Annotated in this window: 21 protein-coding genes; 7 read left to right on the top strand and 14 right to left on the bottom strand. The window is 77.4% G+C overall.

What is annotated here, in order from left to right:
• The first annotated feature begins 10 nt into the window (after positions 1–10).
• Complete coding sequence (locus ACI79B_RS12495) at positions 11–883, top strand: intradiol ring-cleavage dioxygenase (RefSeq protein WP_456927904.1); 873 nt, start codon at positions 11–13, stop codon at positions 881–883.
• On the opposite strand, the gene ACI79B_RS12490 is transcribed toward ACI79B_RS12495, so the two are convergent.
• Genes ACI79B_RS12490 through ACI79B_RS12480 form a run of 3 tightly spaced genes read right to left on the bottom strand, consistent with a single transcriptional unit; the run spans position 880 to position 3,055 of the window.
• Positions 880–1,713 (bottom strand): 5-oxoprolinase subunit C family protein, encoded by an 834-nt coding sequence (locus tag ACI79B_RS12490; protein WP_456927903.1) that lies wholly within the window; start codon positions 1,711–1,713, stop codon positions 880–882. The two genes, ACI79B_RS12495 and ACI79B_RS12490, sit on opposite strands and share 4 nt — an antisense overlap.
• Positions 1,707–2,306, bottom strand: coding sequence for a 5-oxoprolinase subunit B family protein (locus ACI79B_RS12485; RefSeq protein ID WP_456927902.1), 600 nt, complete (start codon positions 2,304–2,306; stop codon positions 1,707–1,709). Before ACI79B_RS12485 ends, ACI79B_RS12490 begins: the two co-directional genes overlap by 7 nt.
• Positions 2,306–3,055, bottom strand: coding sequence for a LamB/YcsF family protein (locus ACI79B_RS12480; RefSeq protein ID WP_456927901.1), 750 nt, complete (start codon positions 3,053–3,055; stop codon positions 2,306–2,308). The genes ACI79B_RS12485 and ACI79B_RS12480 overlap by 1 nt, the downstream gene beginning before the upstream one ends.
• Positions 3,056–3,176: 121 nt before the next feature.
• Between ACI79B_RS12480 and ACI79B_RS12475 the strand changes: the two genes are divergently transcribed.
• Positions 3,177–4,229 carry a chemotaxis protein CheB gene (locus ACI79B_RS12475; RefSeq protein WP_456927900.1) on the top strand — a complete coding sequence of 351 codons (1,053 nt, stop codon included), beginning with the start codon at positions 3,177–3,179 and terminating at the stop codon, positions 4,227–4,229.
• Positions 4,230–4,307: 78 nt separating this feature from the next.
• Positions 4,308–6,248, top strand: a complete 1,941-nt coding sequence (locus tag ACI79B_RS12470) for a CheR family methyltransferase (RefSeq protein ID WP_456927899.1) — start codon at positions 4,308–4,310, stop codon at positions 6,246–6,248.
• Here the strand turns inward: ACI79B_RS12470 and ACI79B_RS12465 are convergent, their stop codons facing one another.
• The 8 genes from ACI79B_RS12465 to ACI79B_RS12430 form a co-directional block, all read right to left on the bottom strand.
• Entirely contained in the window at positions 6,249–7,523 is a 1,275-nt protein-coding gene (locus tag ACI79B_RS12465) for an ANTAR domain-containing protein (RefSeq protein ID WP_456927898.1), read from the bottom strand.
• Positions 7,520–7,900, bottom strand: coding sequence for a hypothetical protein (locus ACI79B_RS12460; protein WP_456927897.1), 381 nt, complete (start codon positions 7,898–7,900; stop codon positions 7,520–7,522). Before ACI79B_RS12460 ends, ACI79B_RS12465 begins: the two co-directional genes overlap by 4 nt.
• Before the next feature lie 63 nt (positions 7,901–7,963).
• Positions 7,964–9,448, bottom strand: coding sequence for an amino acid permease (locus ACI79B_RS12455; protein ID WP_456927896.1), 1,485 nt, complete (start codon positions 9,446–9,448; stop codon positions 7,964–7,966).
• Between the two features lie 59 nt (positions 9,449–9,507).
• Positions 9,508–10,359 carry a pyridoxal kinase PdxY gene (gene pdxY / locus ACI79B_RS12450; protein ID WP_456927895.1) on the bottom strand — a complete coding sequence of 284 codons (852 nt, stop codon included), beginning with the start codon at positions 10,357–10,359 and terminating at the stop codon, positions 9,508–9,510.
• Positions 10,360–10,392: 33 nt separating this feature from the next.
• Positions 10,393–10,800 (bottom strand): four-helix bundle copper-binding protein, encoded by a 408-nt coding sequence (locus tag ACI79B_RS12445; RefSeq protein ID WP_456927894.1) that lies wholly within the window; start codon positions 10,798–10,800, stop codon positions 10,393–10,395.
• Positions 10,797–11,783: a beta-carotene 15,15'-dioxygenase, Brp/Blh family gene (locus ACI79B_RS12440; protein ID WP_456927893.1), complete on the bottom strand. Its 987-nt coding sequence runs from the start codon at positions 11,781–11,783 to the stop codon at positions 10,797–10,799. Before ACI79B_RS12440 ends, ACI79B_RS12445 begins: the two co-directional genes overlap by 4 nt.
• 2 nt (positions 11,784–11,785) lie before the next feature.
• Positions 11,786–12,823, bottom strand: a complete 1,038-nt coding sequence (locus ACI79B_RS12435) for a bacteriorhodopsin (protein ID WP_456927892.1) — start codon at positions 12,821–12,823, stop codon at positions 11,786–11,788.
• A gap of 57 nt (positions 12,824–12,880) precedes the next feature.
• On the bottom strand, positions 12,881–13,783 hold the full coding sequence (locus ACI79B_RS12430) for a potassium channel family protein (protein ID WP_456927891.1): 903 nt from the start codon (positions 13,781–13,783) through the stop codon (positions 12,881–12,883).
• Between the two features lie 212 nt (positions 13,784–13,995).
• Between ACI79B_RS12430 and ACI79B_RS12425 the strand changes: the two genes are divergently transcribed.
• Positions 13,996–14,376 (top strand): hypothetical protein, encoded by a 381-nt coding sequence (locus ACI79B_RS12425; protein WP_456927890.1) that lies wholly within the window; start codon positions 13,996–13,998, stop codon positions 14,374–14,376.
• On the opposite strand, the gene ACI79B_RS12420 is transcribed toward ACI79B_RS12425, so the two are convergent.
• Genes ACI79B_RS12420 through ACI79B_RS12410 form a run of 3 tightly spaced genes read right to left on the bottom strand, consistent with a single transcriptional unit; the run spans position 14,373 to position 18,249 of the window.
• A complete protein-coding gene (locus tag ACI79B_RS12420; protein ID WP_456927889.1) occupies positions 14,373–15,179 on the bottom strand; it encodes a hypothetical protein in 807 nt (268 codons plus the stop codon). The genes ACI79B_RS12425 and ACI79B_RS12420 overlap by 4 nt on opposite strands.
• Positions 15,180–15,211: 32 nt before the next feature.
• Complete coding sequence (locus ACI79B_RS12415; protein ID WP_456927888.1) at positions 15,212–16,999, bottom strand: glycosyltransferase; 1,788 nt, start codon at positions 16,997–16,999, stop codon at positions 15,212–15,214.
• The gene (locus ACI79B_RS12410) at positions 16,996–18,249 is read right to left on the bottom strand and encodes a glycosyltransferase (RefSeq protein WP_456927887.1); all 1,254 of its coding nucleotides are present in this window, start codon (positions 18,247–18,249) and stop codon (positions 16,996–16,998) included. Before ACI79B_RS12410 ends, ACI79B_RS12415 begins: the two co-directional genes overlap by 4 nt.
• Positions 18,250–18,337: 88 nt before the next feature.
• On the opposite strand from ACI79B_RS12410, the gene ACI79B_RS12405 reads away from it, so the two are divergent.
• Genes ACI79B_RS12405 through ACI79B_RS12395 form a run of 3 tightly spaced genes read left to right on the top strand, consistent with a single transcriptional unit; the run spans position 18,338 to position 20,664 of the window.
• Positions 18,338–19,441 (top strand): glycosyltransferase family 9 protein, encoded by a 1,104-nt coding sequence (locus ACI79B_RS12405; RefSeq protein ID WP_456927886.1) that lies wholly within the window; start codon positions 18,338–18,340, stop codon positions 19,439–19,441.
• The gene (locus ACI79B_RS12400; RefSeq protein ID WP_456927885.1) at positions 19,438–20,478 is read left to right on the top strand and encodes a glycosyltransferase; all 1,041 of its coding nucleotides are present in this window, start codon (positions 19,438–19,440) and stop codon (positions 20,476–20,478) included. The genes ACI79B_RS12405 and ACI79B_RS12400 overlap by 4 nt, the downstream gene beginning before the upstream one ends.
• Before the next feature lie 9 nt (positions 20,479–20,487).
• On the top strand, positions 20,488–20,664 hold the full coding sequence (locus ACI79B_RS12395) for a hypothetical protein (protein ID WP_456927884.1): 177 nt from the start codon (positions 20,488–20,490) through the stop codon (positions 20,662–20,664).
• Positions 20,665–20,673: the final 9 nt, after the last annotated feature.

Raw genomic sequence — 20,673 nt, 5'->3', positions numbered from 1 at the left:
AGTGGCCCGCATGCACGAGCTGTTCAGCGAGGAGCGCTCGGCCGACGTCGTCGCCGCCAGCTTCGCGGGCACCCCGGACCCCCGGCTGCGGCAGGTGGTGACGTCGCTGGTCCGTCACCTGCACGCCTTCGTCAAGGACGTCGAGCTCACCGAGGCGGAGTGGGCCGCGGCGATCGACTTCCTCACCCGCACCGGGCACACCAGCGACGCCGTGCGCCAGGAGTTCGTGCTGCTGTCCGACGTCCTCGGGGTCTCGATGCTGGTGGAGACGATCAACCACCGCAGCGGCGGCACCGGGACCGAGTCCACCGTGCTCGGCCCCTTCCACCAGGTCGCGTCGCCGGAGCGGCGGCTCGGCGACGACATCGCCCTCGACGGCAAGGGCACCCCGTGCCTGGTGTCCGGACGGGTCAGCGGCCCGGACGGCGAGCCGCTGGCCGGCGCCACCGTCGACGTCTGGCAGGCCAACGCGGACGGCTTCTACGACGTCCAGCAGCCGGACGTGCAGCCGCCGGGCAACCTGCGCGGGCTGTTCACCGCCGACGACGACGGCCGCTTCTGGTTCCGCTCGGTCGTGCCGCGCTGGTACCCGATCCCGGACGACGGCCCGGTCGGGCAGCTGCTCGCCGCCACCGGCCGGCACCCGAACCGCCCCGCGCACCTGCACGTCATCGCCGCGGCCCCCGGGTACCGGCCGGTGACCACGCACGTGTTCGTCGCCGACTCGCCCTACCTCGACTCCGACGCGGTGTTCGGGGTCAAGGAGAGCCTGGTCCGGGACGTGCCCGAGGTCGACGACCCGGAGCGCGCCGCCGCGCTCGGCCTGCCCAACCCGTTCCGCACCCTCGTCGTCGACGTCACGCTGCTGCGCGACCGGCGCTAGGGGCGGAGCCGCAGCACCTGCCCGGGGCGCAGCTGCGCGCAGCGGTCGACGTCGTCGTCGGCGACGTAGCCGGCCACCGGGTAGCCGCCGGTCACCGGCGCGTCGGCGAGGAACAGCACCGGCTGCCCCGACGGCGGCACCTGCACCGCGCCGCGGACCAGCCCCTCGCTGGGCAGCTCCCCCTCGACCGCGCGGTCCAGCCGCGGGCCGGCCAGCCGCAGCCCCACCCGGTTGCTCTCCGCGGTGACCGTCCACGCGGCCGATCCCAGCGCGTCCCGGGCCGAGGAGCTCAGCCAGTCGGCGCGCGGGCCGGGCAGCAGCCGCACGGTCACCTCCCCGGCGGGCGGGTCGGCGACCGGCGCCACGTCGACGCCGGGCGGCGGGCCGGCGGCGTCCCCGACCGGCAGGACGTCCCCGGCGCGCAGCGGCGCCGGGCCCAGGCCGGAGAGCACGTCGGTCGACCGCGAGCCCAGCACCGGCGGGACGGCGATCCCGCCGCGGACGGCGAGGTAGGTGCGCAGCCCCGCGGCCGGGGTCCCGAGCGCCAGCGTCGCCCCGGCGCGGAGCAGGCCGGGTGCGTCGTGCACCGGCGACCCCGGGCACCGCGCGCCCGTGGTGACGACGAGCAGGTCGGCGTCGGCGCGCACCGCCAGCCCGCCGAGGGTCGCCTCCAGCACCGCGGCCGCGGGGTCGTTGCCCACCAGCCGGTTCGCCAGCGCGGCCGCGGCGCGGTCCGCCGCCCCCGACCGGCCCACGCCGATCCCGCCGAGCCCCGGCCGCCCGCGGTCCTGCACCGTGGTCAGCGGGCCGGGGGACAGCACGGTCAGCACGGCACGAACCGCACCCGCACGCCCGGGCGCAGCAGCGCGGCCGGGTCGCGGGCCAGGTCGAAGACCGGGACGTCGGTGCGCCCGACCAGCCGCCACCCGCCCGGCGACGCGCTCGGGTACACCCCGGTGAACCCGCCGGCCAGCCCCACGGACCCGGCCGGCACCCGGGTGCGCGGGGTGGCCAGCCGCGGCACGTCCCAGGGGCCGGCGTCGGGGACGCAGTAGCCGAAGCCGGGGGAGAACCCGCAGAACGCCACGGTCCACTCCCGCCCGCTGTGCGCCGCGACGACGCCGGCGGGGTCGGTGCCCAGCAGCTCCGCGACGTCGGCGAGGTCGGCGCCGTCGTAGCGGACCGGCAGCTCGACCCGCTCGCCGCTGCCCGCCCGGCCCGGCCGCCACGGCAGCCGCTCCAGCGCGGCCCGCACGTCGGCGAGGTCCCCGTCGGCCACCACCAGCACCGTCCGCGCGGCCGGGACGACGTCGACGACGCCCGGCAGCGCCCGGTCGCGCAGCGCGGCGGAGAACCCGAGGACGGCGTCGAGGTCGTCGAGCTCGACCAGCAGCGCGGCCGACCCGCTCGGCAGGACGCGCATCAGGCGAACGGCGCCAGCGCGACGCCGGCGGCGGTGAGCGCGGCGCGGACCTCCCGGGCGATCGCCACCGCGCCGGGGGTGTCGCCGTGCACGCAGATCGAGTCCGGCGCCAGCACCAGCGGGCCGCCCTCGACGTCGGTCACCGGCTCCCCGGCGGACATCGCCACGCACCGCCGGGCGATCTCGGCGGCGTCGGTGAGCAGCGCACCCGGCTGCCGGCGGGGGACCAGCGTGCCGGCCGGGGTGTAGGCGCGGTCGGCGAACGCCTCGGCCACCGTGGGCAGCCGCGCCTCACCGGCCAGCCGCAGGAACGCCGAGCCCGGCAGCCCCAGCACGGGCAGGGCCCGGTCGTACGCCGCGACGGCGGAGACCACGGCCGCGGCCTGCTCCTCGTGCGCCACGACCGCGTTGTACAGCGCCCCGTGCGGCTTGACGTAGCGCACCCGCGTGCCCGCCGCGCGCGCCAGGCCGTCGAGCGCGCCGAGCTGGTAGAGCACGTCGGCGGCGAGCTCGTCGGGCGCGGCGTCGAGGAACCGGCGGCCGAAGCCGGCGAGGTCCCGGTAGGACACCTGCGCGCCGATCGCGACGCCGGCGTCGGCGGCCTGCGCGCACACCCGCCGCAGCGTCAGCGGGTCCCCGGCGTGGAAGCCGCAGGCGACGTTCGCGCTGGTCACCACCTGCAGCATCGCGGCGTCGTCGCCGAGGGTCCACGCACCGAAGGACTCCCCGAGGTCGGCGTTGAGGTCCATGGCGACATCCTCGCGGTCGACCCGCGCACGCCACGCGGTCAGCCGACCGGGAGGCAACTACCGTTCCGGTGACGCCCCTGTGAGCCGGGAGCGCGCCCAGCACGGGAGGAGGCGGTACCGGATGCACCGGGACCTGGTGGTGATCGGCGCCTCGGCCGGCGGTGTCGAGGCGCTGCGCGACCTGCTCGCCGGCCTCCCCCGGGACCTGCCCGCCGCGGTCCTGGTGGTGCTGCACATGCCCTCCAGCGGCCGCAGCGCCCTGCCGGCCATCCTCGGGCGGGTGTCGGCGCTGCCGGTGGCCGCGGCCCGGGACGGGATGCGGCTGGAGGCCGGCACGGTCGTCGTCGCCGTGCCCGACCGGCACCTGATGGTGGCCGACGGCCACCTGCAGCTCTCGCGGGGACCGCGGGAGAACGGCCACCGGCCGGCCGTCGACGTCCTGTTCCGCTCGGCCGCCCGCGCGCACGGCCCCCGGGTGGTCTCGGTCGTCCTGTCCGGTGCGCTCGACGACGGCACCGCGGGCACGATCGCCGTCCGCGGCCGGGGCGGCGCGGCGATCGCGCAGGACCCGGAGGAGGCCCTCTACCCGAGCATGCCGCTGCACGCGGTGGAGGTCGGCGGGGCCGACCACGTCGCCGGGCTCGCCGAGCTGCCGAAGCTGCTGGACCGGCTGGTGCGCGAGGAGGTCGACGCCGTCGCCCCGGCAACCACCCACCTCATGACGACGGAGACGGACATGGCGCGACTCGACGGCGAGGCGATGGACGAGGACACGCGGCCGGGGACGCCGTCGGGCTTCGGCTGCCCCAGCTGCCACGGCGCGCTGTTCTCGATCGACGAGGGCGGCCTGGAGCGGTACCGGTGCCGGGTCGGCCACGCCTGGTCGCCCGAGGCGCTGGCCGCCGAGCAGGCGGAGGCGCTGGAGGGCGCGCTGTGGATGGCGCTGCGCGGCCTGGAGGAGCGGGCCGCGCTCAGCCTGCGCATGGGCCTGCGCGCGGAGGACAGCGGGCACCGGCACAGCGCGCTCGCCTTCCGGCGCCGGCACGACGAGGCGCTCGGGGCCGCCTCGCTGCTGCGGGACCTCCTCGAACGTGGTGCGCTCAACGGCGAGGGCCTCCCGGACCAGGTCGACGACAGGCTCGGCGACCCCGCCGAGGGCGCGACGGGGGCCTGACCGGTGGCCGAGGAGAGACGGCGGGACCTGGACCCCGTGACCGACGACGGGACGACCCCCGATCCCGGCGAAGGCGACGTGACGACCGACGACCTGCCCGCCGGTGACCCGGCGGAGGACGACGGCCTGCTGGTCGACGACACCGAGCCCGACGACGGCGGGCCCGACGCCTTCAGCGACGCCGCCGCGGGCCTGGACCCCGACTTCGAGTCGCTGCTGGTGTACCTGCGCGAGCGGCGCGGCTTCGACTTCACCGGCTACAAGCGGCCCAGCCTGGTCCGCCGGGTGCGCCGGCGCATGGCCGAGGTCGGCACGACGTCGGTCACCGAGTACCAGGACTTCCTCGAGGTCCACCCCGACGAGTTCGCGCCGCTGTTCAACACGATCCTCATCAACGTCACGAGCTTCTTCCGCGACCGCCCGGCCTGGGACCACCTGCGCGACCGGCTGCTGCCGGACCTGCTGGCCTCCGCCGGACCGCGGATCCGGGTGTGGAGCGCGGGCTCGGCGTCCGGGCAGGAGGCGTACAGCCTGGCGATCCTGCTGGCCGAGGCGCTCGGCATCGACGAGTTCCGCGAGCGGGTGAAGATCTACGCCACCGACGTCGACGAGGAGGCGCTGGCCCAGGCCCGCCAGGCGCTGTTCACCGAGCGCGAGATGGCCGGCCTGACCCCCGAGCAGGTGGAGCGGTACTTCACCCAGGAGGGCAGCCGGTTCGCCTTCCGCAAGGACCTGCGGCGCTCGGTCATCTTCGGCCGCAACGACCTCGTGCAGGACGCGCCCATCTCGCACGTGGACCTGCTGCTGTGCCGCAACACGCTCATGTACTTCAACGCGGAGACGCAGAACCGCATCCTCGGCCGGCTGCACTTCGCGCTCGCCCCGCACGGGCTGCTGTTCCTCGGCAAGGCCGAGATGCTGCTCTCGCACGCGCAGCTGTTCGTGCCGGTCGACCTCACCCGCCGGTTCTTCCGGAAGCGCGACGGCGGAGGGCAGCCCGAGCGGCGGGTGGCCCCGGCCGTCCCGCGCAGCGAGTTCGACGGCGGGCCGGGCGACCTGTCCCGGCTGCGGCGCCAGGCGATGCTCTCCTCACCGGGCGCGCAGCTGGTCCTCGACGCCGACGGCCGGCTGGCCCTGGTCAACCACCACGCCCAGCGGCTGTTCCACGTCGACGAGCGCGACGTCGGCCGGCCGTTCCAGGACCTCGAGGTGTCCTACCGCCCGGTCGAGCTGCGCGGCGCGATCGCCGAGGCGGTGGGCGGCCGGCGGGCCGTGTGGCTGCGCGGCGTGGAGCGGCACCAGGCGGGCACGGAGGCCCTCGTCTTCGACGTCCAGGTGGTGCCCCTGTCCCGCGAGGACGGCACCCCGCTCGGCGTCACGGTCGTGTTCGAGGACGTCACCCCCTACCGGCGGCTGCAGCGGGAGCTGGAGTACGCCAACCGGCAGCTGGAGACGGCCTACGAGGAGCTGCAGTCGACCAACGAGGAGCTGGAGACCACCAACGAGGAGCTCCAGTCGACGGTCGAGGAGCTGGAGACCACCAACGAGGAGCTCCAGTCCACGAACGAGGAGCTCGAGACGATGAACGAGGAGCTCCAGTCGATGAACGACGAGCTCCACACGACCAACGAGGAGCTGCGCGCCAGCACCGACGAGGTCGCCACGCTCAACGAGTTCATGACCGGCGTGCTCTCCAGCTTCCGCGCCGGCGTCGTCGTCGTGGACCGGGACCTGCGGGTGCTGGCGTGGAACGCCGCGGCCGAGGACCTGTGGGGCCTGCGCCAGGACGAGGTCAGCGGCCAGTACCTGCTCAACCTCGACATCGGCCTGCCGGTGTCGGCCCTGCACCCGCTGCTGCGCCGGCAGGCGGCCGGTGAGGAGCCCTCGCACGAGACCGTCGAGCTGCGCGCGGTCAACCGGCGGGGGCGGCCGGTGCAGGTCCGGGTGACGGTGAGCGCCTTCGCGCCCCGCGCCGGGCAGGGCGGCGGCGCCGTCGTCCTCATGGACCCCGTCGACTGATCACCGGGCGGCGGCGATCACCTCGTCGGCGTGCCCCTCGACCACGAGCTGGGCGAGGTCGCGGACCTTGACGTTGAGCCGGTTGCTCAGGGTGACCAGCCGGGCGAACGCGTCCTCGGCGTCGACGCCGAGCCGGCCCATGAGCACGCCCTTGGCCTGGTCGATCACCGCTCGCGTGGACAGCGCCTGCTCGAGGTTGGCGGTGAGCCGGTGCAGCGCCTCCCGCTCGCCGACCTCCTGCAGCACGGCCGCGAGCGCCACCGCGACCAGCTCGGCGATCCGCCGGTCCGCGGACCCGAAGGCGTCGGCACGGGACGAGTAGACGTTGAGCACGCCGGTCGGCTCGCCCGTCAGCGCCATCGGCACCGCGAGGACGCTGCGCACCGGGCCGACCGCGGCCAGCCGGGCCAGCGCCGGCCAGCGGGGGTCGGTGCGCAGGTCGCCGGTGACGACGACCTCGCCGGTGGCGGCGGCGTCCAGGCACGGTCCCTGCTCGGCGCGCATCTGCCGGCCGTCGGCCTCCTGGGCGACCGTGGAGTCGCTGCCGAGGAACCGCGGCGCCGTGGGGGAGCCGATGGTAATGCTCACCCAGTTCGCCGCCGGGACGGCGCTCTGGGTGAGCGCCGCCATCCGGCCGAGCAGCTGCCGGCGGTCCCCGTCGGTGCCGGCCAGCCGGGTCAGCTGGGTGAGCGCCTCCGCCACCGTGACCGGCGTGCCCTCCCCGTCGCGGGCGGCGGGCGCGCCGCCGGGCGCCTCGGGCGGGCCGAGCGGGATGCCGCTGTCGTCGGTGACCAGGACCCAGCGGATCCGCGCCCGCAGCGGGTCCGGGTCGACCACGTCCGGCGCGCCGAACAGCTGCCCCGCGGCGCTCGCGCCGCTGCGACCGCGGACGGTGACCGGGGCGCGGTACTCGTCGACCTGCCCCGACCTGAGCGCGCGCATCGCCGCCCGCAGGCCGGGCACGTCCCGGGGCTCGAGGTAGACGGTCAGCGGCTTGCCGGCGAGCCGGGGCACGGAGACCCCGGCCAGCCTGGCCAGCTCCGGGTTGACCTCCACCAGCTTGCCCGCCCCGTCGGTGACGAACAGGCCGACCGGCAGGACGGCGGCGACGTGCTCGTGCCACCGGCGCTCGTCGTCGAAGCGCGCGACCAGCCGGGCGATCTCCTCCTGCTGCGCGCGCAGCTCCTCCTCGGCGACCCGCAGCTCCTCGTGCGCGACGGCGAGCTCGGCGAGGTCGTCGACGACGCGCCGGTCCCGCAGCGGGTCGGTGTTCACGGCGAGCCCTCCCGTGCCGCGGCGGCGGCGTCGGTGGCCGCCTGCCGCCGGTCCTCCTCCGCCTCGTCGCGGTGCTGGGCCGCCCGGCGGCGGTGCTCCGCGGCGTCGCCGATCCCGCGGTCGGCGGCGTCGTCGTGCAGCCGGGCGGTGCGCTCGTGCAGCCGGGAGGAGTGCTCGTGCCGCGCGGCGGCGCGGCGGTGGGCCGCCTCCGCACGGGCGGCGGAGTCCTCGGCCGCCTCCTTCGCCGCCCGGACGTCGAGCTCGGACGGGACCTGGCCCGAGTGCAGCCGGACCAGCCGGTCGGCCAGCTCGCGGGTGCGCCGGCCGGCCGCCTCCGCGCGCTCGGCGGCCTGCTGCGCCTGCTCCTCAGGGGTCATGCCCCCATCGTGCTCGCCCGGGCCGCCCGTCGCACGCGTGTCCGGCACGGCGGCGGCCGGCCGTCACACGCGCCCGGCGGCCCGCTCCCGGGCGGCCGCGCGCACCCGGGAGTGCCGGTAGCCGTAGGCGGCGTACACCAGCAACCCGAGCGCGAGCCAGGCCAGGAAGCGCAGCCACGTCTCGATGCTCAGGTTGAGCATCAGGTAGAGGCAGGCCAGCGCGGCGACGACCGGCAGCACGGGGGAGAACGGCACCCGGAAGGGCCGCTCGAGCCGCGGGCGGGTGCGGCGCAGCACCGGCACCGCGACCGCCACCAGCAGGAAGGCGAACAGCGTCCCGATGCTCACCAGGTCGGCCAGCGTCCCGAGCGGCACGAACGTCGCCAGCACCAGCACCAGGACGGCGAACAGCAGCGTGACCCGCGCCGGGACGCCGGTGCGCGGGCTGACCCGGGCCACCGCCGGCGGCAGCAGCCCGTCGCGGCCCATGGCGAAGCCGATCCGGCCGATGGTGATCAGGTCGACCAGGATCACCGAGGTCAGCCCGGCCACCGCGGCGATCGACACCAGCGACGACGCCCAGCCCAGCCCCACCTGGTCGAACGCGTCGGCGATCGGCGCGCCCTCGTCGATGTCGGTGTACTCCACCATCCCGACGACGACGAACGCGACGCCGACGTAGAGCGCGGTGGCCAGCCCGAGGGTGCCGAGCAGGCCGAGCGGTACGTCCCGCGCCGGGCGCCGGGTCTCCTCCGACAGGTTGGCCACCGCCTCGAAGCCGGTGTAGGCGAAGAAGACGACGGCGGCCGCGGTCAGCACCCCGCCGACGCCGAACGCGACCGGCTCCAGACCGGCGAGCACCTCGATGAGCGGCCGGGCCAGCCCGCTGCCGCTCTCGGCCGGCTGCGACGGCGGCACGAACGGCGTGAGGTTGGCGCCGCGGACGAACCAGACCCCGGCCAGGATCACGAACAGGCAGACGGCGACCTTGACGACGACGAGCACGCCGGTGACCCGCGCCGACTCGCGGATGCCCAGCACCGCCACGAGCGTCAGGACGACGACGATGAACGCCGCGCCGACGTTCACGGTGGCCGTCTCGCCGAACATCGACGGCGGCAGGTCCAGCAGGTTGCCGACGTAGCCCGACCAGCCGCGGGCGACCACGGCCGCGCCCAGGGCGAACTCGAGGAACAGGTCCCAGCCGATGATCCACGCGACGACCTCGCCGACCGTGGCGTAGGTGTAGGTGTACGCGCTGCCCGCCGTCGGCACGGCGGAGGCCAGCTCGGCGTAGCAGACCGCCGCGAGCAGGGCGACCACGCCGGCGATGGCGAAGGAGACCACCACCGCCGGGCCGGCGTTGTTCTTCGCCGTCACGCCGGTGAGCGTGAAGATCCCGGTGCCGATGACGATGCCGATGCCGAACCCGACCAGGTGCCGGGCGGACAGCCGCTTGCGCAGGTGCCCGCCGCGGTCGGGCGCCCCCTCGTCGCTCCCGGCGTCCGCGCGGACGGCCTCCACCGACTTCGTCCGGAACAGGTCCACGGGGGGACGCTAGGTCGGCGCGCGCCCGCCCGCTGGGTGAGGAGGAGGGTGGTCCGCCGTCACACCTCGTCGACGGGGAAGGTGCGCGACGGGGACACGAACTCGTCCTGGGCGGCGACCAGCAGGATCTCCCGCGAGCCGGCCTCCTCGGTGCGCCGCAGCAGCCCCCAGACGCTGGCCGCGGCCCGGCCGAGCGCCTCGCCGGCCGAGCGGGTGTCCAGCCAGTGCGCGAGGAACAGCGCCGCGATCGCGTCGCCGGCGCCGTTGACCGACACCGACAGCCGCGGCGTGCGCACGCGGAAGTGCCGGCCGCCCTCGGAGGCGAGCAGGTCGACGGCGTCGTCGGGGGTGTCGTCGGCGACCAGGGACGTCGTCAGCACCACCCGGGGGCCGAGCGCCTGCACCGCGGCGACGGCGTCCTGCACCTCGGCGAGGGTGCGGGTCGTCGTCCGGGCGAGCAGGTCGAGCTCGTAGTGGTTGGGCGTGACGACGTCGGCCGCGGGGACGGCGACCTCGCGCATGAACTCCTCGATGCCCGGCCGCACGAACACGCCGCGGCCGACGTCGCCGATGACCGGGTCGCAGGCGTAGACGGCGTCGGGGTTGGCCGCGCGCACCCGCCCGACCGTGCCGACCACGGCGTGGCCGATGTCGGCCGAGCCGAGGTAGCCGGACAGGACGGCGTCGGCGGTGCCGAGCACGCCGCGGTCGGCGATGCCGTCGACGACCTCCTCGATCGCCTGGCCGTCGAACACCCGGCCGGTCCACGCGCCGTAGCCGGTGTGGTTGGAGAACTGGACGGTGTGCACCGGCCAGACCTCGATGCCGAGGCGCTGCAGCGGGAAGACGGCCGAGGAGTTGCCGACGTGGCCGTAGGCGACGTGCGACTGGATCGAGAGGACGTTCACCACGGGCGCACACGCTGCCACGCGCCCGCGGTCCGGTCAGCCGAGGGTGGCGACCAGGTCGCGGCAGGCCTGCTCGCAGCGCCGGCAGGACTCGGCACAGACCCGGCAGTGCTCGTGCATCTCCGCGTGCGAGGCGCACTCGTCGCCGCAGGCGCGGCAGGCGGCGGCGCACGCCTCGAGGACGGTGCGGGTGAGGTTCGCGTCGTAGCCGGTGTGCCGGGACAGCACCCGCCCGGTCGCCTCGCAGACGTCGGCGCAGTCCAGGTTCGTGCGGATGCACTTCCGCAGCTCGGCGACCATCTCCTCGGACAGGCAGGCGTCGGCGCACGCGGTGCACGACTGCGCGCACTCGACGCACGCCTCGATGCAGGCGGCGAGCCGCTCGCGGTCGATGCCGCCGAGGTCGGCCGGGTAGGTGTCGAGCATCTGCGCGGCGACGGTCACGTCGGTCTCCGTTCCCTGCGTGGGGCCGGGGCGGCGGGCGCCGTCCCGGGCGGCGGGTCCCGGCGCGCCGTCCGGTCGAGCCGGGCGACGACGAGCGCGTGCGGGAGCGTGAGCGCCGCCAGGACGGGCAGGGCGGTGGCCAGGGACCCGCGCCAGCCTCCCGCGGCCGGCCACAGCAGCGCCAGGGCGGCGAGCACGGCGAGGGTGGGCAGCGCCGCGGCGGCGGCGAACCGGCGCAGCGGCGCGCCGAGCCGCCCGCGGGCCAGGTCGTCCGCGTTCGCCGGGTCGACGGCGACGAGGCGGGCCACGTGGCGGACGGCGTGCCAGCAGCCGAACCACACGCCGAAGGCCGCGAACGGCGGGACGACCAGGACGAGCACCAGCAGCACGGCGACCTCGGCGGCCTCCAGCCACCGGCCGGCCAGCAGCCGCTCGGCGGCCAGCGCGGCGGCCGCCGGGAGCACCGTGACCAGCACCGTCGCGACGACGGCGGCCGGCAGGACGCCGCTGCTCCCGGGCACGACCGCGGCCACGACCGGCGCGGCCCCCTCCGCCCCGCGGGCCAGGGGGACGAGCAGGACGAGCGCGCCCAGCACCACGGACGCCGTCGCCTGCCGGTGCACGGGCCGGCCGGCCCGCAGATCGGCGAAGGCGGTCTCCCCGGTGCCGAAGTGCCAGGTCGACACGAGCACGAAGACGACCAGCGCCGGCCCCGGCGCCGCCCGGAACAGCAGCCACCCGGCGGCGGCCACGGCGGCGTAGCCGAGGGCGACCAGCGCCCGGCGCGGCAGCCGCCCGCCGGTTCCCCGGTGGTCGACCGCCCCGTGCGGGAGGCCCAGCAGGAGACCCGCCACCAGCGGCAGCCAGGCCAGGTCGCCCCAGCCGACGGTGACCTCGACGGCGACCGCCGCCGCCACCGCGGTCAGCGAGACGGCGGTGGCGGCCCGCGTGGGGGCGGCGACCGGACCGGCGGGCGACGGCACGCTCAGGTCCGGTCGGCCGTCCAGGCCGTCCCGTACCGGCCGGCCGAGACCCGGCTGCCGGGGTCCCGCCCGGGCAGGTGCTCGACCTCGTGGTGCTCGTGCGGGTAGGCCGGGTGCGTGGCGAACACCGGGGCGTCGAAGACGGTGTTGTCCTCGAAGCGGGTGCTGCGGTGCTCGGTCTGCGTGCCCGGCAGCACCGCCTCGCTCTGGTGCACGTTGCTCACCCACACCGACCGGGGGTGGGTGTCGACGCCGGCGGCGACGTCCTCGGCGGTGCGCAGCTTGGCCACCTTGTGCACCAGCACGCCGAAGCCGACCTTGGCCAGCACGTCGGCGGCGGAGTAGGCCACCTGCACGCCGGTCAGCCACGCGGGCGTGACGTCGACGAACACCGGGACCGCGTAGACCAGCGGGTAGACGCCGAAGGCGGCCAGCAGCACGACGGCCGCGTTGCGCAGGCTGGTCCCGGCCTCGACGCTCATCGACGCGGTCGAGGAGCGGACGGCGCCGATCAGCGCGACGTACAGGTAGGCGCAGAAGACGGTGCTGATGCAGCCCCACAGCACCAGCGCGCCGACGTCGCGGCCCTGGGCCAGCACCTGGCTGCCGAGGAAGCCGGTGAGGATCATGAGGAAGGCCGCGGCCATCGTGGTGAACCGCAGGGTGCGCGCCCGGGCCCCGGTGAGCGAGCAGACGGCCAGCAGTTCCGCGGTCAGCAGCGGGACGGTCACCGACCAGTCGGCGTACCGCGGGTACAGCGTCGCGCGCGCCTCGGCGTTCGGCACGTAGACGCCGTCCTGCAGGTCGAAGCCGGTGTCCCACTTCAGGTACAGCACCAGGTACGACAGGGCCGCGACGCCCGCGATGCACAGGCCGGCGAGCACGGCGGGGCGGTAGCGGGCGCCGACCTCGTCCCGGCTGGTCCACGAGTAGAGGAGGTAGGCGACCAGGGCGAGGCCCGCGCCGGCGAGCGAGTAGGTGACCAGGTCGTACAGGCCGGGCGGCACGGTCTGCAGCTCGGGGGTGGGCGTGTCGGACACGTCTGCGGGACCTCCGGGAGCCGGGGCTGCGGGGCCGCGGCTCGACCCGCGGCGGGGTTACCCCCCGTCACCCGGCCGAACCGGGCGTGCCCCGTCGGGCGGGTGGCCGTGGTCGTCGGCGTAGGCCGCGACCCGGGCCCGCACGTCCCCGCCGCGGTGGAGGAACTGCCGGTCGAGCACGCCGGTGAGGTCCTCGAGCGCGAGGCCCAGCAGCGCGGCGGCCGTGCGGACCTGCGGGTCGGCCGAGCGGCCGGCCGCCTCCGCCAGCGCCAGCGCGACCGGCAGCTGCAGCGGCAGCGCCGTCTCGGGGTCGACGTCGCGGAAGTAGTGCGTCTCGGCGTGCTGGGTCACGTCGACCCGCACCTGCGCCAGGTCGACGGCGACCTCGCGCACCAGGCCCGCGTCGGCGTCCGCCGCGGGCAGCGCCGCCCGCCCGAGCAGGGACAGCCGCAGCGCCAGGGCCCGCCGCCGGCTCAGCGCCGGGTACACCTGCAGCACCCAGGTCACCGCCGCGGTCAGCAGGACGAAGCCGACGAGGGCCTGCACCGGGACGGCGATCCGCAGCCACGGGCTCTCGGGGACGATGTCGCCGAAGCCGAGCGTGGCCAGGGTGACCAGGGACAGGTAGACGGCGTCGAGCACGCCGCTGCGGCCGGACTCCAGCCCGCTGCCGTAGACGAAGCCGTGCGGCAGGTGCGGCCAGTAGACGAGGGTCCAGCCGGTCACCAGCAGCGCGATCCAGACCAGGACGACGACGACCATCGCCATCGGCCCGCCGAGGAACCCCGCCGCGGACCGGTGGCGCGCTCCGCGGCCGGCCCGCCAGACCGCCTGCATGAGCCGCCGGCTCAGTCCGCGGCGGCCGCTGGGGTGCCACAGCGTGTGCACGATGTCCCGCAGCACGAGCAGGACGAGCAGGGCACCGGCCGTCGTCGCTGCCCATCCCGCCGCGGAGGCCACGCGGCGAGGGTGCCAGCAGGTGGTCCCGCGCGGAGTCGTGCTCTGCCCCGGACCCGGGTGCTCCCGCCGGGGGCCGGGAGGGTCGTGTCAGCGTGTCGCGCGGCGGGGCGCGCGGACCGACTTGTCGCGGAACCGGGGCGGCGGGATCCTGCGGTCACCGCCGCGGACGCCGGGCTCCCGGGCTGTGCGGCGCGGTCCAGGGGAGGGCCGCCATGGGCTGGGCTGTCGTCAGCGTCGTCGGGTTCGTCGTGCTGACCGCGCTGGTCACCGCGATGGCACGCAGCAACACCGCCCGCTGGGAGCGGGACCACCGCGCGGCCCAGGCCGCGGCGCGGGCGCAGGCGGCGAGGGCGCGCAGCGCCTGGACGGCGGCCCTCGGCCGGGCGCGGCCGCAGGAGCCCGAGGAGCCGCGCCGGGGCTCCCTGCACCTGCCGCACGTGCGGCTGCCGGCCGGCCTGGTGGACCGGCTGCCGCACCCGCACGTCCCGCTGCCGCGGCACCTGCCGCACCTGCACCTGCCGGTGCTGCGTCTGCCGGGTCGTGACCGGGCCGACCGGGAGCCGGAGGAGCCGCCGCGCGCCGAGGCGTCCTAGACCGCCACCTCCCGGCCCGGCGCCTCCCGCTCCGCGACGGGGAAGGTCAGCTGCTCGAAGCCGGGCCGCTCCGCGCCGCGCGCGGCCCGGCCCGCCCGCCGGGCGGCCGCCTCCCGCTCGGCGGTGCGCCGCGCGTGCCGGGCGCGGGCGTCGGCGAGGCCGGGCACGTCCAGCCCGTCGGCGGTCAGCCGGCAGGCGGCCAGCCGCACCCAGCGGACCGCCGCGCCGGCGTCCCGGACGCCGACCATCAGGCCGCGGTCGTGCCGGCGCACCACGAGCGCGGCGCCGCGCACCCGCGCCTCGGCGGCCGCGGACACCTCGGCGTCGGGACCGTGCAGCCAGGTGACCCGCCCGTCCACGCGCCGCAGCACGTCGTCCCGCTCCCGCCAGGCGTCGTCGGCCAGCGGGGCGAGCTGGACCTCGAGGACACCCGCGCCGGGCACGACGACGTGCAGACCGGGGTGGCCGCCCGGGTCGGGCGCCCGCACCACCCGGGCCTCGTGCCCCTGGCCGGTGAGCCATGCGGTCAGCGGGCGGCGGTAGCGCAGCGCGTCGTAGGCGGGGCCGGCCGCGGAACCGCGCCGGGCGAACCCGCAGGCGGCGGACCCCACGTGCCGGAACGCGGGCCGCGGCCCGTGCGCGACCTCGAGCCGGCCGCCGCAGCCGCCGGCCTCGCGCGCGCACCAGAAGCCGCCGCGGGCCTGCTGCTCCAGGCGCCACGCGTCGTCGTCGTCGCGGGGCAGCTCGACGGCCGCGGTGCCGTCCGGCCCGTCGGTGACCGCCCAGCGCAGCTCACCCGTCACGGCGCCGACGGTAGGAGCGGGGTCCGACGGTTCTACCGGGCGATGGAGCGGAACAGGCCCACCAGGCGGTCGGCGTGCGCGTCGAAGACGTGCCGTTCCCGCGCGACCACGGCGGCGGCGTTCCCCGCCCGCGTCCCGAGCTCGGCGTGCAGGGCCGCGGCGACGTCGTCGGCGGAGCGGTAGAACAGCCCCGTCCCGTCGGCGCGCAGCACCCGCTCCACCGAGACCAGCGAGCCGGGGTTGGCCTGCTGCAGCAGCGGCAGCCCCGCGGCCAGGTACACCGGCAGCCGGGCGGGGGAGTTGAGGTCGTCCCAGCTGGCCCGGCGCAGGTCGCCGCCGTTGGCCGAGTCGAAGCGGTGCAGCCAGCCGGCGTCGTAGCGGGACAGCTCGCGCACCGAGTCCTCCGGCCCGACGGCGGGGTGCACGTGCACGCACCCCGGCGCGCGGGCGAGTGCCTCGTCCAGCCAGCCGGTCCACGAGCCCTTCGCCCCCGGCGCCCGGACCTGCCCGTACAGGTGGGTGTGCACGCCGCGGTCGGCCAGCGCCAGCACCCAGTCCAGGTCCAGCCCCGAGGGCCGGCCGGCGAGGACGGCGTGCGGCTGCCCGTCGGCGTCGGAGAGCCGGGGGGAGAACGGCGCGTCGAGCCAGTCGCGCTTGGGCAGGTCGCCGTCGAGGACGCCGAGCCGCGCGGGGTCGACCCGGCCGGCCAGCGCGAGGGCGAACCAGTCGCGCTCCTCCTCGGTGGCGAACAGGCAGGCGTCGGCGCCGCAGACCAGGTCGGCCAGCAGCGGCCACTCCCCGCGGACGACGCTGCGCTGCGGCGCCTCCTTGAAGTGCCACACGAACGGCAGGTCGGGGAACGCCTGCCGGACGGCGTGCGCGAACGGCACCGCCCGCCAGTTGAGCTGCGCCCACACGACGTCGGGGGCGAGCGCGCGGACACCGTCCCGCCAGCGGTCGCGGTCGAGGTCGGGGACGTGCCCGAACGGCAGCGGCCCGACGGTGGAGTCGCCGAGCCCGTCGGTCGTCCACAGGCCGGTGAGGGAGTGCCCGCGCTCGGCCAGCGCCAGCACCCGCTCGGGGTTGAACGCGAGCTCGCCGACCACCAGGACCCGCAGCCCGTCCGGCGACGGCGGGTGCACCCGCTCCCGATACCGCGCGTACCGGGCGACCTCGTCGGTCGCCCCGCCGTCGGTGGAGGCGAACCGCAGCGGCCCGGCCACCCGGTAGCGGCTGCGGAACACGTTGAGGCCGCCGTCGGACGACTCGCGGATCGCCCGCGACCGCTGGCCCGGGTGCCGCGTCCACGCGCAGGTGACCCGGCCGGTGCCGGTCGTCGTCCCGCGGGCGGCCACCCGCGACCACATCAGCCGGTCGAGGTCGTCGGTCTCCAGCCCGGCGCGCTCGGTCCAGCGGTCGCCGGTGCGCCGGTGGGCCACCTGCACCAGCTGGGCGTACGGGGGATCGGCCGGCTCGTCGAGGTCGGCGCGGGCCAGCACCACGCCGTCGTCGGCCAGGGCGTCGAGCAGCGTGGCGAGGTGCGCGGGGAACCAGACGTCGTCGGCGGGCAGGTAGGCGACGACCGGGGCGGTGGTCTCGTCCAGCGCCCGGTTGAGCGCCGCGCCCAGGCCGCGGTTGTCGTCGGTGCGCACCAGCCGCAGCCGGGGGTCGGCGGGGACGGTGACCGGCTCGCGGGACCCGTCGTCGACGACCACCGCCTCCCACGCCGTCTCCTCCTGGGCCAGCAGCGACTCCAGCGCCCGGGGCAGGAACGCCGCCTGGTCGTGCACCGGGACCAGGACGGCGACCCGCGGGGTCACGCGGCGGGCTCGAGGTCGGAGTCGACGCCCAGCACCCGGTCGTAGACGGCGGCCACCCGCGCCGACAGCGCCGGCCACCCGTACGCCGCCGAGCGGGCGCGGGCGCCGGCGGCCAGCCGGGCGCGCAGCAGGTCGTCGCCGGCCACCCGGTCCAGCGCGGCGGCCAGCGCGCCGACGTCGCCGGGCGGCACGAGCAGCCCGGCGCGCCCGTCCTGCACCACCTCGGGGATGCCGCCGACGTCGCTGGCGACGACCGGCAGGCCCGCGGCCATCGCCTCGGTGAGCACCGAGCCCATCTCCTCGTAGGCCGAGGGGAGCACGAGCACGTCGAGGGAGGCCAGGACCGCGGGCACGCGGGCGTGCTCGACGAAGCCGGCCAGGGTGATCCGGCCGGCCGCGGGGCTCTCGGCGGCCAGCCGGTGCACCAGCGCCCGGTCGGGCCCGTCGCCGACGACGACCAGCGACGCCTCCTCGCGCATCCGCCCGAACGCGCGCACCAGCGTGGCGGGGTCCTTCTGCGGCGCGAGCCGGCCGACGTACCCGATCCGCGGGCGCGCCACCCCGGGGAACACGTCGGGGGTGCCGCCGGAGAACAGCGCCGGGTCGAAGCCGGAGGGGATGGTGGACAGCCGGTCGGCGGGCACGCCGTCCGCGCGCAGGGCCGCCGCGGTCCGCCCGGTGAGGACGACGACGGCGTCGGCGCGCCGGAAGGTGCTGCGCTCGATCCAGCCGCCGAGGGCCCGCAGCAGCCGCACCTTCGGCCCCCGGCCCGTCAGCGTGTGCCCGACGCTGCAGTGCACGGTGACCACCAGCGGGGCGCGGTGCACCCGCGCGGCCAGCCGGGCCAGCGGCAGCGTGGCGAGGTCCTCGCCCTGGTGGGCGTGCACGACGTCGACCGGCGCCCGGCGGCCGGCGCGCAGCACCGCCGGCAGCCCGCACAGCGCCCACAGCTGCCGCAACCGCGGCACCGGCAGCCCGGTGCGGGACACCCGGGCGCCGCGCCCCGGCGACGTCGTCCCGCGCGGGCCGGCCAGCCGCGCGGTCACCACGGTCTGCGTGACGCCGGCCGCGTCGAGGCAGCGGGTGAGCGTGGCCGTGTGGTTCTGCATCCCGCCGATCGGGTCGAACCGCGCCGCGCGGGCGTCCAGCTCCCCGGGCAGCGCCCCCGGCGCCGTGGCCGGCCGGGCCGCCGGCGGTTCGAACACGCTGCACAGGCGCAGCACGTGCAGGGCGGCAGCGGGGCGGGACACGCAGGGGACCTCCGGCGACGGCGGGAAGCAGGTGGGCGGGCGAGCCCGTAGTGCACCACGAAGCGGCGGCACCCGTCGGTTGGGCGTCATGGAGTTGCGTTACACGGCTGGTGCGGCGGGGCAGTGGGCGCTGGTGACCGCGCCCCTCGCCGACCCCGCCGTCCGACGCCTGGCCCTGGTCCGGCTGCGGGTGGGCCTGGGCGACCTGCTGTGCACCGTCCCCGCGCTGCGCCGGCTGCGCGCCGCCCGGCCCGACGTCGAGGTCACGCTGGTCACCTTCGGCCGCATGGCGCCGGTGGTCGAGCGCCTCGGCGTCCCCGTGGCGCTGCTGCCGTTCCCCGGCGCCCCCGGCATCCCCGACGGCCCGGTCGACCGCGCCGGGTGGGCGGCGTTCACCGCCGCGGCGCGGGAGCGCCGGTTCGACCTGGCGCTGCAGGCCTACGGCGACCGGCCGGCCGCCAACCGGGTGACCGCCGCCCTGGGCGCCCGGCTCACCGGCGGCTTCGCCCCCACCGGCTGGGACCCGCCGCCGGGCCCCGGTGCGCTGCACCTGCGCTACCCGCTGGACCTGCACGAGGCCGCGCGGCACGTGGCGCTGCTGGAGCACCTGGGCCTGCCGCCCGGCGGCGACGCCCGCATGGGCTTCCCGCTCACCGCCGACGACGAGACCGGGCACGCCGCCACGCTCGCGGCCGCGGGGCTCGAGCCCGGGCGCTACGCCGTCCTGCACCCGGGGGCGTCGGCGCCCACCCGGCGCTGGCCGGTCGAGCGGTACGCCGCCGTGGGCGACGCGCTGGCCGCCGAGGGGCTCGACGTCGTCGTCACCGGGGTGGCCGGCGAGCGGGAGATCTCCGCCCGGGTGGTCGCGGCGATGCGCGCCCCCGCGGTCGACCTCACCGGCGCCACCAGCCTCGGCGGGCTGGCCGCGCTGCTGCGCGACAGCGCGGTGCTGGTCGGCAACGACACCGGCTCCGCGCACCTGGCCGCGGCCGTCGGCGCCCGCAGCGTCACCGTCTTCCTGCCCGGCGACCCGGTCCGGTGGGCGCACCCGGGCCCCCGGCACCGCGCGCTGACCCCGGCGGTGGCGTGCGCGCCGTGCCCGCACCTGGCCTGCCCGATCGAGTTCCGCTGCGCGCTGACCGTCTCGCCGTCCGCGGTGGCCGGTGCCGCGCTCGAGCTGGCCGCCTCGTGAGGGTCTCGTTCGTCGCGGACTCGAGTGGCTGGGGCGGGGCGGAGGTGTGGCTGACGCACCACCTGCGCCGCGCGGCCGACAACGGCTGGACGGCGTCGCTGGTGTGCGCCGAGCCGGTGGCGGACGGCTTCGCGCACCTCGACGTCGAGCGCACCGTCGTCCCGCTGACCCGGCACACCGCCGCGGCGCCGCGCACCCGGGCGGCGCTGGCCGCCCAGCGCCCCGACGTCGTGGTGGTCAACCTCGTCGACCCCGCGTCCAACCTCGCCGCGGTGGCCGCCGCGCAGCAGGTGGCGCCCACCGTCGGGGTGCTGCACCTGGTCGGCGACACCCGCGGCGGGGAGGAGCGCGGCGTGCTGTCCGCGCTCTACCGGCGGATGGGCGCGGTGGTCAGCCCCTCGGAGGAGGGCCGCCTGCAGGTGGTGGCCGACCTCGGCGTCGACCCGGCGCGGGCGCACGTCGTGCCCAACGGCGTCGACGTGCCGCCCGACCCCGCCGGCCCGGCCGGCAACGCGGTGCCGCGGATCGGCGCGTTCGGCCGGCTGACCGCGCAGAAGGGCTTCGACGTCCTGCTCGCCGCGCTGCGCCGGCTCGACGTGCCGTTCGAGGCGGTGGTCGGCGGCGCCGGCCGCGACGGCGACGCCCTGCGCGCCGCGGCCGACGGCCTGCCGGTCGCGTTCCCGGGCTGGGTGGACGACCACCGCGCGTTCCTCGGCGGCCTGGACCTGTTCGTGGTGTCCTCGCGGGTGGAGGCCGGACCGCTGGTGCTGCTGGAGGCGATGGCCGAGGGGCTGCCGTGCGTGAGCACCGACGTCGGCCGGGTGCGGCGCGCGCTGCGGGAGGACGTCGTCGTCGTGCCGGTCGACGACGCCGGCGCGCTGGCCGCGGCGCTGCACGGCCTGCTCACCGACCCGGCGCGGCGGGCCGAGCTCGGCGCGCGGGCCCGGGCGCGGGCGGAGCGGGACCTCGGCGCCGGCCTCATGGCGGAGCGGACCTTCCGCGTGCTCACCGGCGTGGCGGACGGCGCCGTCGGGTAACCGGTCGCCATGAGCAAGAAGAACGACGCCGACGCCCAGCGCTCGGCCGTGCAGGAGGCCAAGCGGCACGGCGAGTCGCCCAGCGCGGCCGGCGTGACCACCGGCGCCTCGAAGCAGACGAAGCACGTGAGGAAGGGCGACGACCGGCACGAGCACTCCAGCGCCCAGGGCAAGAGCAAGACCTGACCGCGGTGG

Source organism: Geodermatophilus sp. SYSU D00879, from assembly GCF_054050375.1.
Note: the sequence above shows the minus strand (reverse complement) of the source record. Positions and strands in the feature narration are given on the sequence as shown.